The 14,015-nt window shown below is 64.3% G+C and carries 15 protein-coding genes; 10 read left to right on the top strand and 5 right to left on the bottom strand.

Annotated elements, in window-relative coordinates:
* The first annotated feature begins 19 nt into the window (after positions 1-19).
* The 4 genes from IVB18_RS39830 to IVB18_RS39815 are packed head-to-tail and all read left to right on the top strand — an operon-like array spanning position 20 to position 3,491.
* Positions 20-784, top strand: coding sequence for an ABC transporter substrate-binding protein (locus IVB18_RS39830; RefSeq protein WP_247985693.1), 765 nt, complete (start codon positions 20-22; stop codon positions 782-784).
* Between the two features lie 20 nt (positions 785-804).
* Positions 805-1,458 (top strand): amino acid ABC transporter permease, encoded by a 654-nt coding sequence (locus IVB18_RS39825; protein ID WP_247985692.1) that lies wholly within the window; start codon positions 805-807, stop codon positions 1,456-1,458.
* Entirely contained in the window at positions 1,455-2,186 is a 732-nt protein-coding gene (locus IVB18_RS39820) for an amino acid ABC transporter ATP-binding protein (protein WP_247985691.1), read from the top strand. Before IVB18_RS39825 ends, IVB18_RS39820 begins: the two co-directional genes overlap by 4 nt.
* A 12-nt stretch (positions 2,187-2,198) precedes the next feature.
* Positions 2,199-3,491 carry an FAD-binding oxidoreductase gene (locus IVB18_RS39815; protein WP_247985690.1) on the top strand — a complete coding sequence of 431 codons (1,293 nt, stop codon included), beginning with the start codon at positions 2,199-2,201 and terminating at the stop codon, positions 3,489-3,491.
* Positions 3,492-3,542: 51 nt separating this feature from the next.
* Here IVB18_RS39815 and IVB18_RS39810 read toward each other — a convergent pair whose 3' ends face one another.
* Both IVB18_RS39810 and IVB18_RS39805 read right to left on the bottom strand, forming a co-directional pair.
* The gene (locus tag IVB18_RS39810; RefSeq protein WP_247985689.1) at positions 3,543-3,764 is read right to left on the bottom strand and encodes a hypothetical protein; all 222 of its coding nucleotides are present in this window, start codon (positions 3,762-3,764) and stop codon (positions 3,543-3,545) included.
* 91 nt (positions 3,765-3,855) lie between these two features.
* Positions 3,856-5,445 carry a gamma-glutamyltransferase gene (locus IVB18_RS39805; protein WP_247985688.1) on the bottom strand — a complete coding sequence of 530 codons (1,590 nt, stop codon included), beginning with the start codon at positions 5,443-5,445 and terminating at the stop codon, positions 3,856-3,858.
* A gap of 117 nt (positions 5,446-5,562) precedes the next feature.
* Between IVB18_RS39805 and IVB18_RS39800 the strand changes: the two genes are divergently transcribed.
* Positions 5,563-6,336 carry an enoyl-CoA hydratase-related protein gene (locus IVB18_RS39800; RefSeq protein ID WP_247985687.1) on the top strand — a complete coding sequence of 258 codons (774 nt, stop codon included), beginning with the start codon at positions 5,563-5,565 and terminating at the stop codon, positions 6,334-6,336.
* Between the two features lie 21 nt (positions 6,337-6,357).
* Here the strand turns inward: IVB18_RS39800 and IVB18_RS39795 are convergent, their stop codons facing one another.
* Both IVB18_RS39795 and IVB18_RS39790 read right to left on the bottom strand, forming a co-directional pair.
* Positions 6,358-6,534, bottom strand: coding sequence for a hypothetical protein (locus tag IVB18_RS39795; protein ID WP_247985686.1), 177 nt, complete (start codon positions 6,532-6,534; stop codon positions 6,358-6,360).
* Positions 6,535-6,543: 9 nt separating this feature from the next.
* Positions 6,544-6,777, bottom strand: a complete 234-nt coding sequence (locus IVB18_RS39790; RefSeq protein ID WP_247985685.1) for a hypothetical protein — start codon at positions 6,775-6,777, stop codon at positions 6,544-6,546.
* A 224-nt stretch (positions 6,778-7,001) separates the two neighbouring features.
* Between IVB18_RS39790 and IVB18_RS39785 the strand changes: the two genes are divergently transcribed.
* The 5 genes from IVB18_RS39785 to IVB18_RS39765 all read left to right on the top strand — a co-directional run bounded on the left by IVB18_RS39785 (position 7,002) and on the right by IVB18_RS39765 (position 12,788).
* Positions 7,002-9,065 (top strand): PQQ-dependent sugar dehydrogenase, encoded by a 2,064-nt coding sequence (locus IVB18_RS39785; protein ID WP_247991844.1) that lies wholly within the window; start codon positions 7,002-7,004, stop codon positions 9,063-9,065.
* Entirely contained in the window at positions 9,022-9,963 is a 942-nt protein-coding gene (locus tag IVB18_RS39780; RefSeq protein WP_247985684.1) for an SMP-30/gluconolactonase/LRE family protein, read from the top strand. The genes IVB18_RS39785 and IVB18_RS39780 overlap by 44 nt, the downstream gene beginning before the upstream one ends.
* 133 nt (positions 9,964-10,096) lie before the next feature.
* Positions 10,097-11,122, top strand: a complete 1,026-nt coding sequence (locus IVB18_RS39775; RefSeq protein ID WP_247985683.1) for a histone deacetylase family protein — start codon at positions 10,097-10,099, stop codon at positions 11,120-11,122.
* Between the two features lie 184 nt (positions 11,123-11,306).
* Positions 11,307-11,843 carry a TetR/AcrR family transcriptional regulator gene (locus IVB18_RS39770; protein ID WP_247985682.1) on the top strand — a complete coding sequence of 179 codons (537 nt, stop codon included), beginning with the start codon at positions 11,307-11,309 and terminating at the stop codon, positions 11,841-11,843.
* Positions 11,844-11,912: 69 nt separating this feature from the next.
* Positions 11,913-12,788: an EamA family transporter gene (locus tag IVB18_RS39765; protein WP_247985681.1), complete on the top strand. Its 876-nt coding sequence runs from the start codon at positions 11,913-11,915 to the stop codon at positions 12,786-12,788.
* Positions 12,789-12,890: 102 nt separating this feature from the next.
* Here IVB18_RS39765 and IVB18_RS39760 read toward each other — a convergent pair whose 3' ends face one another.
* A complete protein-coding gene (locus tag IVB18_RS39760) occupies positions 12,891-13,730 on the bottom strand; it encodes a Crp/Fnr family transcriptional regulator (RefSeq protein WP_247985680.1) in 840 nt (279 codons plus the stop codon).
* Positions 13,731-14,015 lie beyond the last annotated feature (285 nt).

Here is a 14,015-nt window from a genome sequence, read left to right as displayed (position 1 = left end):
GGACCCGAAGGGGGATGCGATGCCGTCGAAGCGTTTTGTTCAGGCCGCGGTCGCGGCGCTCGCTCTATTCGCCGTGGTGCCTGCCTCGGCGCAGCAGGTGCTGAAGGTCGGCTCGACGCCGACCGGTATTCCCTTCACCTTCCTCGACACCAAGACCAACACCATCCAGGGCATCATGGTCGATCTCATCACCGAGATCGGCAAGGACGCCGGTCTCAACCTGCAGATCGAGCCGATGCAGTTCTCGGCGCTGATCCCGTCGCTGACCTCGAGCAAGATCGACATCATTGCGGCCGCGATGTTCATCACGCCGCCGCGGAAAGAAGTCGTCGACTTCTCCGATCCGATCTACACCTATGGCGAAGGCCTCGTGGTGCCGAAGGGCGACACCAAAGCCTATGCCTCGCAGGAAGACTTGAAGGGCGAGACGGTCGGCGCCCAGGTCGGCACCGCCTTCGTCGACGCGCTGAAGAAGTCCGGCCTGTTCGCCGACGTCAAGGCCTACGACACCATCCCCGACATCCTGCGCGACGTGAACACGGGCCGTCTCAAGGCCGGCTACGCCGACTATCCGATCGTCGCCTACAATCTCAAGCAGGGCGGTTTCCCTGAGGTGCGCCTGGTCGATGGCTACAAGCCCGTCACCGTGGGCTCGGTCGGCATCGGCGTGCGTAAGGGCGAGAGCGCGTTGCTCGGCAAGATCAACGCCTCGCTTGCCAAGCTGAAGGCCAACGGCACCATCGACAAGATCCTCGATAAATGGGGCCTGAAGGCGCAAGGCTAGTCGATGAAAACGGCTAGTCGATGAAAGGCTTCTGGCACGACGCCGTCGAGTTTTTCCCGATCCTGATGAGCGGCGTCGCGCTGACGATCGTCGTCACCATCGGCTCCCTGCTGCTCTCGACGGTGCTCGGCCTCGTCTGGGCGATGATGCGGGTCTCCGGCATCGGCGCCCTGTCGGCGATCAGCGCCAGCCTGATCAACGTGATCCGCGGCATCCCGATCATCGTGCTTCTGTTCTATCTCTACTTCGTGATGCCCGATCTTGGCGTCACGCTGTCGGCCTTGCAGGCCGCCATCCTCGGGCTCGGCATTGCGTACTCGGCCTATCAGGCCGAAAACTTCCGCGCCGGCATCGAGGCGATCGACAAGGGACAGATCGAGGCGGCGCAGTCGATCGGCATGGGCTGGTGGCTGACCATGCGCCGCGTGGTGCTGCCGCAGGCGGTGCGCATTGTGCTGCCGCCCTACGGCAACGTCATGATCATGATGCTGAAAGACTCTTCGCAGGCATCGACCATCACGGTCGCCGAGCTCGCGCTCCAGGGCAAGCTGATCGCCTCCTCGACCTTCAAGAACACCAACGTGTTCACGCTGGTGGCGCTGATGTATCTCACCATGAGCATTCCGCTGATCCTGCTAGTCCGTCACTTCGAGAAGCGGGCGGGCAAGAAATGATCGAGCTTATCGACGTCCACAAGAGCTTTAGCGAGAACGAGGTACTCAAGGGCATCACGGCCTCCGTGCAGAAGGGCGAGGTGGTCTGCATCATCGGCCCCTCAGGCTCCGGCAAATCCACGATCCTGCGCTGTATCAACGGCCTCGAAACCTACGACCGCGGCGAGATCAGCGTCGAGGGATTGAAGGTCGACCGCGATGCGCCCTCGATCGTGAAAATCCGCACCCAGGTCTCGATGGTGTTCCAGCGCTTCAACCTGTTCCCGCATCGCACCGCGCTTGAGAACGTCGTCGAAGGCCCGCTCTACGTGAAGAAGCAATCACGCGCGCAGGCGCTCGAGCGCGGCCGTGCGCTGCTCGCGCAGGTCGGGCTTGCCGAGAAGGCCGACGCCCATCCGCCGCAGCTCTCCGGTGGCCAGCAGCAGCGCGTCGCGATCGCGCGCGCGTTGGCGATGCAGCCCAAGGCTATCCTGTTCGACGAGCCGACCTCGGCGCTCGATCCCGAACTCGTCGGCGATGTCCTCGGCGTGATGCGTAAGCTCGCCGACGATGGCATGACCATGGTCGTCGTCACCCACGAAATTGGCTTTGCCCGCGACGTCGCCGATCGCGTGCTGTTCATCGACGGCGGCGTCATCGTCGAGCAGGGGCCGGCCAAGGCCGTCCTCAATCAACCTGAGCATCCGCGCACGCAGGATTTTTTGCGCCGCGTGCTGCATCCGCTCTAATCGGTCTTTACCATGAACGCGCCTGTCCGCCTTCCCCTGCCGCCCTCGCTCTATGCCGACACCGCCGTCGCGCCGACCGCGACGCCGCCGCTCGATGTGGACAAGAGCGTCTCTGTGGCCATCATCGGCGGCGGCTTCACCGGCCTCTCGACCGCGCTGCATCTGGCCGAGCAGGGCGTCGAGGCCCTGGTGCTGGAGGCGCAAGAACCTGGCTGGGGTGCCTCGGGCAACAATGGCGGCCAGACCAATCCCGGGCTGAAGCACGATCCCGACCAGATCGAGGCCGATTTCGGCACTGATCTTGGCCGCCGCATGATCGAATTTTCCTACGGCACGACGAACTTCACCCACGATTTGATCCGCCGCTACCAGATTCCCTGCGAGGCGCGGCATAACGGTACGCTGCGGGCCGCCTATAATGAGGCGAGCGCGGCTGCGATCGACAAGACCGCACAGCAATGTATCCACCGCGGCATGCCGGTGACGCTGCTGAACCGCGAGCAACTGCGCGAGCTGACCGGCACAGACCGCTATCTCTGCGCCATGCTGGATGCGCGCGGCGGCGACCTGCATCCCCTCAGCTACGCCCGCGGTCTCACGCGCGCCGCGATCTCCGCGGGCGCGACGGTTCATGGCGAAACGCCGGCGCTGGCGCTGCGCCGCGACGGCAGCCGGTGGCGCATCGAGACGCCGCGCGCAGTGGTGCATGCGGAGAAGGTGCTGCTTGCGACCAACGGCTTCACCGACGATCTCTGGCCGGCGCTCCGCCGCACCATCGTGCCGGTGTTTTCCTCGATCGCCGCCACGGCGCCGCTCTCCGACGAGGTCGCCCGCTCGATCATGCCGACGCGCCCGGTCCTCTACGAGAGCGGCCATATCACGGTCTATTACCGCATCGACCAGCGCAACCGCCTCTTGATGGGCGGCCGCGGCCCGATGCACTGGATCAGCTCGCCGTCCGACGTCGCCTATCTCATCCGCTACGCCGAGCGGCTCTGGCCGCAGCTGAAGGGCGTCGCCTGGACCCATGGCTGGAACAGCCGGCTTGCGATCACCAAGGATCACTATCCGCATGTGCACGAACCCGCGGAAAACGTCCTGATTTCGCTCGGCTGCAACGGCCGCGGCGTCGCGCTGTCGACCGCGATGGGCGCACAGCTCGCGCGCCGCCTGACCGGCGGTGCCAAGGCCGAGCTCGACATGCCCATCACCGGCATCAAGCCGATCCCGATGCACGCGTTCTGGCCGGTAGGGGTGACCAGCGCGGTGATCGCGGGCCGGGTGCGGGACCGGCTCGGGATCTAAAAGCATTGCGCCGCCCCTTTTGAGGGACGGCGCCAGGTGATACCGAGATTTTTAGCAGCGGCCTTGCTTCCACAGGCCGGGCGGGCAGCCCATGCCGCGCCAGCCGACCTTGCGCCCGTGGTGCCATCCCGGCGGCGTGCCATGGTGATGATGGCCCATCGCGTGGCCATGACCGTGTCCATGACCGCCGTGGCCACCTTTGGCAATAGCTGGGCTGGTTAGCGTGAAGCCGGCCGCAATGATCAGCGACGCGGCGAGCGCAAGTTTCTTCATCATGTCCTCCACCAGGGCGAGCGCACTTGTCCGGTCAATGAACGGACTGTGCCCAGGTAAGTTCCCTGCAAATGTGGAGGAGTCGTGACGCTCAGCCCTCCGCCACCGCATCGGCCCAGGGCTGGAAAATCTCGACCGCGCCGGAGTTGACGTCGCCCTCGCGCATCACCACACTCGGGCAGGCGAACTTCATCGGCAGCGCCTGCACCTGCGTCTCCTCATAATCGAAGCGCGCCGCGAGCGCCTTGCGCGCGTCCGCGGGCAGGCGGGCGTCGCCAATCACGATCGCACCTTCGCTGGCATCGATGCGCGGCTGGTGGATGGCGGTGTCGAGGTCCATATCGAAATCCATCGCAAAGGACACCAGCTGCATCACCGCCGGCAGGATGCGGCGGCCGCCGGAGGCGCCGACTGCGAGGCGCTTGCCGTCCTTCGTCTCGGCGATGACCGGCGTGTAGTTGGTGAGACAACGCTTGCCAGGGGCCAGCGCGTTGGTCGTGCCCGGCGTCGGATCGAACCACATGATGCCGTTGTTCATGGCGATGCCGGTGTGCGGCGTTACGTATTTCGAGCCGAAGGATGAGAGCAGCGTCTGCGTCACCGCGGCTATGTTGCCGTGGCGGTCGACGACGGAGAAATGTGTGGTGCAGGCGGGCGCCAGGTATTCAGCACCGAGCGAGCGCTTGCCGTCGGCATCGCCCATGTCATTGAGCCGCTCGCGATAGGCCGATTGCAGGGCAGCGGCATATTCGGCATAGGCGGCCGCATCGGGCGTGCCTGCCGGCTTCAGATTTTGCTGCAACAGGCGCAGTGCATGCGCCAGCGTCGGTCCAGCCGTGAGCTCGGGCGTCGCAAGCACCTTGCCGCCGCGATAGGGGATCGCCAGCGGCTCACGCAGATGGGCGCGGAACGCGGCGAGATCCTCCACCGACAGCGAGCCGCCATCGGCCTTGATGTCGGACGCGACGCTTTTGGCGAGATCGCCCTGGTAAAAGTCGCGCGGTCCGGCTTCGGCGAGCCGCGACAGCGTTGCCTTCAACGTGTCCTGCGGCAGCCGCGTATCCGACTTGATGCCCCATGGTGCGTTCGGCGGCAGGCTGTCCTTCAGGAACGCTGCCGCGCTCGCGGGATAGCGCCGTAGATCGGCCGCCGAACTCGCGATCGTCAGCGTGGTCCACCAATCGACCAGCAGGCCTTCGCCGGCGAGTGCGGCTGCCGGCGCGACCAGGTCTTTCCACGGCAGCTTGGCATGGCGGCGATGCGCCTCTTCCATGCCGGCGACGACGCCGGGCACGGCGATCGAGCCGGGGCCGTGGATGTTGCGGTCGTCCTTCACCCGCGGCCAGGGAAAAAGATCGGAGGCCGCCCCTTCGCCGCTAAGCGGATAGTCGGCGACGCGCAGGCTCTGCGGTGCGCACATGCCGTAGTCGATCACCTCGAAGCGGTTCTCGCTGGCGCGATAGAGCACCATCGCGCCGCCGCCACCGATACCGCTGTTCCAGGGCTCCAGCACGTTCAGCGCAAAGGTGGTGGCGACGATCGCGTCCACGCAGTCGCCACCCGCCGCCAGCACCTGCGCGCCGACCTCGGCTGCCCGGCGCGACTGTGCGGCGACGATGCCGCCCTTGGCTTTGACGGCAGGTTTACGAATGGTTTGGGCGCGGCTGAACTGGTGAGGCATGATGTCGTCTTGATGTTTGTGGTGGCTTCGTTGCGCTGACTTTGACGCTCCGCATTGGCGAAGCGTGCCGACCATGGCACATTGCGGCTAACGAGAACATCCAGAGGGAGGAGCAACATGGCTGGTGTGAAACAGGCGCGGGATGGGGCAGTCGGGATTTTGACCCTCGACGAACCGGCAAGCCTGAACGCGATGACGCCGGACCTGCTCGGTGCGCTCGCCGACGCTGTCGCCGAGATGACGCAAGACGACGGGGTGCGCGCCCTGGTCCTGACCGGCGCGGGACGCGGCTTCTGCTCGGGCCAGAACCTGAAGGCGTCGGAAGCACTCGGCGAGGACCTCGCGGCCGGCGTCATGCGCTTCTACTGGCCGGCGTTCAAGGCGCTGCGGGAGTGTCGCGTGCCGGTTGTCGTCGCCGTCAACGGCGTCGCGGCCGGCGGCGGCTTCAGCCTCGCGATGGCCGGCGACATCATCGTCGCGGCGCGCTCGGCGACTTTTATCCAGGTGTTCAGTCGCATTGCGCTGGTGCCCGATCTCGGCTCGACCTGGCTGTTGCCGCGGCTGATCGGCCGGCAGCGCGCGCTTGAGTTGATGCTGTTGAACGAGCCGCTGACGGCCGAGCGCGCCCAGGAGATCGGCCTGGTACGGCAGGTTGTGGACGACGCGAAGCTGATGGAGGAAGCGTTGACCCTGGCGCGCCGTCTGGCCGACGGCCCGACGCGCGCTTTGGTCGCGACGCGCGCGCTGATCGAGGAAAGCGAGCATGCGAGCTACGAGGCGCAGTTCCGCCGCGAGATCGAGCTTCAGGCTTCTATCCGCAAGAACGCCGATGCGATCGAAGGCCGCACCGCCTTCGTCGAAAAGCGCAAGGCGAAATTCACCGGCAAGTAGGGGAGGAGAAGCAGGTAGCGCTCAGAGCGCGCGATCCAGCCGGCTGGCCTGATACTTGGCGCGCCATTTCGGGCCAGGCCCGCGCATGTAGTGGAGTTCGGGACGGTAGGGATTGCCTGCGATCCTCACCAGCCTCTGCCATTTGGCGGCGACGAAGTTCAGGGGCTGGCGGAGCAGGCTCAGTGAAGCAACCAGCATGGCATCACCTCAATGCGGCTTGCCGAGCATGGCGGTGAAGGGGAGGTCGAAGATCTCCTCGCCGTCAGAGCCGCTGACGTGGAGAATCCAATCGCGCCAGTCCTCGTTGCTGGGCGTCAGGATCATGGAGCGCATGATCTGGTCGGCGCGATCGCGCGCCTCGGTCAGATTGGCGACCGCGGTGCCGTAACGATCGACCAGCGTGCCTTCGGTATTGGAGCAGTGGAAATACATCTGGACCACACACGCCTCCTGTAGAAAGCGATTTGGACGGCAAATCGATACCACCCGAAACGGTCGAAAAACATTCGGGCCGAGCCCGGTAAGGGAATCTACGGAGATTGGTCGGAACGAAGACCCCCGGGGGTTTCATCACAGGGGGGTGATGATCAACTGGACGGCGTCCTTGCAGCATGGAATTCTCGACTTTCGACGGGAAAGTCCTGGAGACCGCCGTGAATCGCCTCATGTTCTGGTGCGAAAGCCCAAGCCTGCGCGCTTGTGTCGCCGCCTGGATTGGAGCCCTGCTCGGCCTCGCTTCGGTTGCGTCTTCGGAACCGGTCCGCAAGAGCGGCTATGCGATCGGTACCGAAAACTGCGGCAGTGGCGATCTCGCCTTTCCCAAAATCCAGATCGACATGAAGCCGGGCTTTTGCGCCGGCCTCGTCGCCAGCGAAGATGACCACCTCAAGTTTCCCCGTTCGATCATCCAGGTGCCCGGCCATGATCTCTTCGTGGTCGCCGATATGGGCGGCTGGGGTCATACCGATGGCCGGCTGCTGCTGCTCGATCCGCATGCCCCCGAAGGCAACCGCTTCAAGGAGCTGTTGACCGACGTCGAATATCCGTTCGGCCTCGTGATCGGCCCCGACAGGAAGCTCTATGCCTCGACGGCGGAGACGATCTTCCGGTTCGATCCTCTCGCCGACAATCCGTGCGCCACGGTCGAGACCATCGCTCGTCACATGCCGGGCCGCCGGATCACGCTGCCGGACGGCACCAGGGTCGACGAGAGCGCGCATCCGCTCAAGCAGTTCGTGTTCGACAAGAACGGGCGGCTGTTCGTCAATGTCGGTTCGCACAGCGACGATTGCATCACGCCGGCACCGATCACACGGCCCTGCGCGGCGGCTGAAGGCGCCTCCGCGATGGCTGCGATCTGGCTGTTCACGCCACCTGCAGGCGGGGTCTTCCCGGCCTTGAAGTCGAACGATCCGGATCCGCCGCACGTGGTCTACGCGCGCGGCCTGCGCAATTCGCTGGCGATGGCGCTGCACCCGAATTTTCCCGATGCCGGCTACGCCTTCTTGCAAGGCGAGAATGGTCGCGACCTGCCCGACATCTTCAAGCCGAACGAGGAGATCAACGCGATCGAGCAGGGCAGGCACTACGGCTGGCCCTATTGCTACGACCTGTCGACGCCAAGTCCCGAATTCAAGCTCGTGCTGCAATCCGGGGCCTACAAGTCGCTCTGCACGGCCAATGCGCTCTACAAGCAGCCGTTCTCGCTGATGCCGCCGCACGGCGCGCCGCTCGCGATGCTCTACTATCACGGCGCCAAATTCCCGGAGCTCGAAGGCAAGCTCCTGATCGGCCTGCACGGCTATCGCCCGACCGGCAACCGCGTTCTCGTCTACGACGTCGACGATCACGGCTTTCCCAAGCCGAGCCCGGCGCCGGTGCACTACCACGTCAGTTGCGCGGCCGAGCCGACCCGCAGCTTTCAGGCCGACGCCGGTGCGGTAGCCGCCGCACCGTTCGAGGAGCTGATCGCCGGCTGGCACCGCGTCAATGGCGCGCGGCCGCAGGGCGCGCCTGTCGGCATGACGGTCGCGGAGGACGGCGCGATCTGGCTGGTCGAGGACAAGAACCAGACGGTGATCCGCATCGATCGCGCCGCGGGCGATCCGCCGCAGCCGCTGCCCTGCGACATGCGCAGCCAGGCGCAGATCGACCAGCTCGCCGGCTTCGTCGCCAAGGACGCGCAGAACCGGATCCGGCTCACCACGCTGCGCAACGGCCTCGTCGAAAAGCACTGCATCGGCTGCCACTCCGATTTCGGCCTGAAGCCGGGGCAATCGGACGCTGAGAAGGATATCACCGTGCTACGCTTCATGCTGTCGCAGGACGGCTGGATCTATCCGGGCGATCCCGACTCCGGCAAGTTGCGCACCCGCCTTCGCGGTCTCGGCGCGGAGAAGCTGATGCCACCGGGTGGCGAAAAATTGCCGAAGACCGAGCCCGGCTATGCGCGCCTGCTTGATACCGCGGACTTGCTCGTTGCGAAAGTGGTTCCGGGCGCGCGGATGCGCATCAAGTCTGGCCCGCTCCAGCGCAAGTTCTTCGGCAAGACCAACAAGGAATGCGGCGAAATACCGGCCGCCAAGGTCGTCGTCGTGACACAAAGGAACGCTGTAGACAAACTAGGCTTCAGCCGATTCTTCCGGCCGGCCGATCCCTATCTGAACGGCGAGTGCAGCGACGACGATGGCTATGACATCCGGCAGGAATTTCTGGTGCCTGTGCAGTAGCATCCTTCTCGTCGTCGCGGGATCGTGGGCCCAAGCCGAAACCAAGCTGTTCGAAAGCGCGCAGGTGACGCCTGCCGGCGAATACAGTTTCGGCATCGAGGGGCCCGCCGCCGATCTCGACGGAAATCTCTTCGTCGTCAATTTCGGCAAGCCCGGCACCATCGGCAGGCTGCCGGCGGGCGGCACGGCTTCCGAGCAGTTCATCGTGCTTCCCGAAGGCAGCGTCGGCAACGCGATCCGCTTCGACCGAAGCGGCACCATGTTCATTGCCGACTACAAGAAGCACAACATCTTCGCGATCCCGAAGGGTCAGACCCAGCCGACCGTCTGGTTTCACTCCGACGAGATGAACCAGCCCAACGACATCGCGGTCGCTCGCGACGGTACGATCTATGCCAGCGATCCGAACTGGAAGGGCCGGGAAGGACACATCTGGCGCATTGCGAAGGGATCAGATGGCTCGGTACAGGGGCAGGTCATGTCGGCGCCGCGCGCGATGGGCACCACCAACGGCATCGATCTCAGCCTCGACGGCAAGACGCTCTATGTCGGCGAGTCCGGCAGCGGCCAGATCTGGTCCTACGGTGTCAGCGGCAACACACTCACCGACGCAAAGCTCGTGAAGTCGTTCCAGCCTGACACCATTGATGGCCTGCGCACAGATGTCGCCGGTCGCCTCTACATCGCGCGCATTCTCAAGGGTACGATCGCGCTGATGAAGCCCAATGGCGCGGTCGAGCGGGAGATCGTGCTGAAGGGCAAGGAGCCGACCAATCTCGCTTTCGGCGGCAGCGACGGCAAGACCGTCTTCGTCACCCAGCGCCAGGGCGGCTTCATCGAGTCGTTCCGGACCGATCAGCCGGGCCGCGAGCACTGCCTTCAGCGCGGACGTTGCTGAGCGCGTCAGAGGCGATCTGCTCCCGGCGCAGAGCAGCTGGACAGGAACGGCACTCTTCTTGCTTGCATCTGGCCGCCGCGGGGATCGAGACATCCGTGGCCCATCAAAGAGCATGCGACCACGGAGTGTTTGAGTGAAAGCCGTCCATACCGAACTGCATCGCAGCCACGATCCGCAATTCTTCCTGGTTCGCGGTGTCGTCAAACGCACCACCGAGCAGCCCGAGCGCGCCGACCGGTTGCTGAAGGGACTGAAGGACGGCAAGCATCAGTTGGTCGCGCCGACGACGTTCGGGCAGGGCCCGCGCGCACGCATTCACAGCCCGGAATATCTTTCGTTCCTGAGCGAAGCCTGGGACGCCTGGACCGCGCTTGGCGATTCCGGCCCGGAGATGATCGGCAACATCCATCCCGTGCGCCATGCCGCGACCTATCCCACCCACATCGTCGGCAAGCTCGGCTGGCACACCGCCGACACCGCGGCGCCGATCGGACCGGGCACATGGGCCGCGGCCTGTGCAGCGACGGACGTCGCGGTCACGGCGGCGCAAATGGTGCTGGACGGGGAGGACGCGACCTACGCGCTCTGCCGTCCGCCCGGCCATCACGCCTATCGCGACATGGCCGGCGGCTTCTGCTTCCTCAACAACAGCGCGATCGCTGCCGCCCATCTGCGGCTCAAGCACGAGCGCGTCGTGATCCTCGACGTCGACGTCCATCACGGCAACGGCACGCAGGGAATTTTCTACGCGCGACCTGATGTCTACACGGTGTCGATCCACGCCGATCCTGTCGCGTATTATCCTTACGTGTGGGGCTATGCGCATGAGCGCGGCGAAGGCGAGGGGCTCGGCACCAATCTCAATATCCCCTTGGGCATCGGCACCGGAGACGACGGCTACATCCAGGCGATGGATGTGGCGCGCAAGGCGATCGAGTCCTTTGCCCCCGGCGCGCTCGTCATCGCGCTCGGCCTCGACGCCTCCGAACACGATCCGCTCAAGGGCCTTGCCGTTACCACGCCGGGCTTCCGCCGTATCGGCCAGGCCATCGCGAAGATGGGCCTGCCGACCGTGTTCGTGCAGGAGGGCGGCTATCTCTCGGATATCCTCGGCGCCAACCTCACTTCGGTGCTGGCCGGATTTGAGGAAGCGCGCTGATATCCGTTTCTAGGGTGAAGCAGACTTACGCAGGCAATTCCGCATTTCGCCTTTTGACCCAAGCGGGCCACTTGGAATTAAAGACCATTTGGTCTATATATCAGCAATGCGCTACCAAACCCCAGTGCAGTTGCCCCGTGGCCGTCCCCGTAGTTTCGACACGGAAGCCGCTGTCGAACGCGCGATGGGTGTATTCTGGTCGCGCGGCTATCACGCCACCGCGCTACCGGACCTTCTTCGTGCGACGAAGCTCTCGCGTGGCAGCCTTTACGCCGCGTTCGGCGACAAGCACTCGCTCTTCTTGCGTGCGCTCGATCGCTACGCTGCCGATGCACTGACCCGGATGGATATCGAGTTCGATCCCCGCAGAGAGCCGGTCGACGGCCTGCGGGCCTACCTTGCCGGCTACGTTTACCGCACAAGCGGTGCCAATGGTCGGCGCGGATGCCTGCTGGTGGCCACAGCCATGGAACTGGCTGGCCGTGATGCTGAAGTTGATCGCCGCATCGGGAGCTTTTTCAAGGCCATGGAGGCCAAGGTGGCGGATGCACTTTCCCGTGCGAAGACGGCGGGCAAGCTGGCCGACGGCGTTGAGCCTTTAGGCGCCGCCCGAATTCTCGTCTGTTTCGTCGAGGGGCTGCGGGTGGTCGGTAAGACGGCACCGACACGGATCACGTCACAAGCCACCGTTGACGCTCTTCTCGACCGCTTCATCAGGTAAACAACCATGGACGCTTCCGATGTTGGCGCGCCTATATCTGGATCAAACGGTCTTGAAAGGAAGGATGCCATGTCTGCCATTCAGATCGCCTGCGCGGTGGCCGTCCCCTTGCTCTGGGGCTATCAATTCGTGGCCATCAAAGTGGGCGTTACGGAGTTTCCGCCTCTCTTCTTCCTCGCACTGCGCTTCCTGGCCATCGCGTTGCTGCTTGTTCCGTTCGTCAAAAGGCCCACGCGTCAAGAGCTCGGCCCTATCGCAGCTATTTCGATCTTCCTTGGTGGGCTGAACTTCGGGCTGTTCTATGTTGGCCTTGGGCTCGGCTCGGGAAGCATGTCGGCCGTCGCATATCAACTCGCCACGCCCTTCACCGTCCTGTTAGCCTGGCCGCTGCTCGCGGAGAGGCCGTCTCTCACCACGTCCGCCGGAGTGGTGATTGCATTCGTCGGCGTGGTCGTGTTGGCGGCGGGGCCTGGCCTGTCGGCAAACGCACTTCCGCTGCTGCTTGTGGTCGGGGCAGCCTTCGCGTTCGCGGTGTCCAACGTCTTGACGAAACGCTACGGCCCTTTTGATCCCCTGATGTTGATGGGGTGGTCGTCGCTGCTCACGGTGCCGCAGGTCATGTTGATGTCGTTGCTCCTTGAATATGGACAAGCGGCGAGCCTTGTCACGGCGGATGAACGTGGTTGGCTGGCCCTCGCCTACACAATTTTCATCGGAGGAATTGTCGGGTTCGGACTTTGGTTCTGGCTGATCGCCCGATGCTCGATGGGCCGCGTCGCACCCTTCGGTCTGCTGCTTCCGGTGTTCGCCTTGATTTCGAGCGTGTTGTTCCTTGGCGACCGCATGACCCCAAAGTTGATTGTCGGTGGGCTGCTCGCGATCTCCGGCGTCGCAATTACGCAAGTAAGACCGAGCGCTCGACCGATTTATGAGGGCACGCCCTAGCCTAGGGCAAGATCCAGAAAAGTGCGAAGCGGTTTTCCGACAAGATCATGCTCAAACAACAACCTGAAGCGCGATGATGATTCATCCTCATCTCATCGCGCTTTAGTCCTTGAACAGGATCTGCTCCAACAGGTCGATCCGCCTGATCCGGATGCTGCTGCCGTCGATGGCGATGATGCGGCGGTTCTGGAAGCGCTTCAGCATCATCGTGACCCATTGACGGGTCGAGCCGACCATGGCCGCGATCTGGTCATGCGTGATCTTGCGGTTGATGATGATGGTGTCGCCGTCGGCGACGCCATGAAGCTCCGACAGGGTGAGCAGGAACTGCGCCAGCCGTTCGATCACCGACCGCGTGCCGAGGATCTGCGCCATCGAGGAGTAGCATTTGCCCTTGGCGATGAGGCCGTCGATCAGCGCCAGCGCGAAGGCCGGCATGCCGGTCAGCAGCTTCTCGAGCGCCGGGCCGGACAGCGCCGAGATCTCGCAGGCCTCGATGGCCGTGCCGGACCACATGTGAATGCCGCCGCCGGAAATCTCCGGGCCTCCGATGAAATGCCCTGGCGTCCAATAGGCAAGCGTTATCTCGCGCCCTGACGGCGCCGTATAGTAGACCCGCACCTGACCGCGCCGGATGATGAAGATGCCGCCGTGGCCGTCGCCCTGGCTGAACACCATCTCGCCTTGCGGCACCGTGATGGTGCGGCCGGCCGCGTGTACGCGAGCCTGCTCCGACGCCGACAGGCGGTCGAGGAAATGCGCGCCGGCGTTCAGCCCGTCGATCGTCTCGCTCATGAACAGCGCCGAACGTCCGGTCTTCGTGCATGGGCTGCGCGCCGGCCGTGCCTGCTCGCGATCGGGCCAGTCGAATTGAACGGCAGCGTGACGCCGGTCAGAGAAAGCGGCAGGCTCGGTCGCGGCAGCTTCCTTGAGTATTGTCATCGCAATTCGTCGGCTCTTTCGATGTTTCGCCAATAGGTAAGAGCGGCGGAGGGCCGATGTCCATCTCCTTGCGATCGTTCCAAAGCACTTAGCAAAGCTTCATACGTGGCGCGGTCGACATCGAAACGATTCCTCTGCCGATCGCTCGGTCCTGAGAAAATCCTTTGCTACGTCGCGCGCCGATTGCCGACGGAATCGCGAAGTGAGCGGTCGCGCAAGGCAATGCAAGTAATTGCTTCAACCGGTGCGCCACGCCTTCGATAGTGCCGGCCAGCGCTCCAGCCG

This window comes from Bradyrhizobium sp. 186, assembly GCF_023101685.1.
Lineage (GTDB): Bacteria > Pseudomonadota > Alphaproteobacteria > Rhizobiales > Xanthobacteraceae > Bradyrhizobium.
Note: the sequence above shows the minus strand (reverse complement) of the source record. Positions and strands in the feature narration are given on the sequence as shown.

Bases quoted from the DNA above. Each gene is read 5' to 3' on its own strand.
- IVB18_RS39815 (WP_247985690.1), top strand. From the start codon at position 2,199: ATGAACGCGCCTGTCCGCCTTCCCCTGCCGCCCTCGCTCTATGCCGAC.
- IVB18_RS39830 (WP_247985693.1), top strand. From the start codon at position 20: ATGCCGTCGAAGCGTTTTGTTCAGGCCGCGGTCGCGGCGCTCGCTCTA.
- IVB18_RS39770 (WP_247985682.1), top strand. From the start codon at position 11,307: ATGGGTGTATTCTGGTCGCGCGGCTATCACGCCACCGCGCTACCGGAC.
- IVB18_RS39805 (WP_247985688.1), bottom strand. From the start codon at position 5,445: ATGCCTCACCAGTTCAGCCGCGCCCAAACCATTCGTAAACCTGCCGTC.
- IVB18_RS39760 (WP_247985680.1), bottom strand. From the start codon at position 13,730: ATGACAATACTCAAGGAAGCTGCCGCGACCGAGCCTGCCGCTTTCTCT.
- IVB18_RS39765 (WP_247985681.1), top strand. From the start codon at position 11,913: ATGTCTGCCATTCAGATCGCCTGCGCGGTGGCCGTCCCCTTGCTCTGG.
- IVB18_RS39800 (WP_247985687.1), top strand. From the start codon at position 5,563: ATGGCTGGTGTGAAACAGGCGCGGGATGGGGCAGTCGGGATTTTGACC.
- IVB18_RS39820 (WP_247985691.1), top strand. From the start codon at position 1,455: ATGATCGAGCTTATCGACGTCCACAAGAGCTTTAGCGAGAACGAGGTA.
- IVB18_RS39780 (WP_247985684.1), top strand. From the start codon at position 9,022: ATGGCTATGACATCCGGCAGGAATTTCTGGTGCCTGTGCAGTAGCATC.
- IVB18_RS39825 (WP_247985692.1), top strand. From the start codon at position 805: ATGAAAGGCTTCTGGCACGACGCCGTCGAGTTTTTCCCGATCCTGATG.
- IVB18_RS39785 (WP_247991844.1), top strand. From the start codon at position 7,002: ATGTTCTGGTGCGAAAGCCCAAGCCTGCGCGCTTGTGTCGCCGCCTGG.
- IVB18_RS39795 (WP_247985686.1), bottom strand. From the start codon at position 6,534: ATGCTGGTTGCTTCACTGAGCCTGCTCCGCCAGCCCCTGAACTTCGTC.
- IVB18_RS39810 (WP_247985689.1), bottom strand. From the start codon at position 3,764: ATGAAGAAACTTGCGCTCGCCGCGTCGCTGATCATTGCGGCCGGCTTC.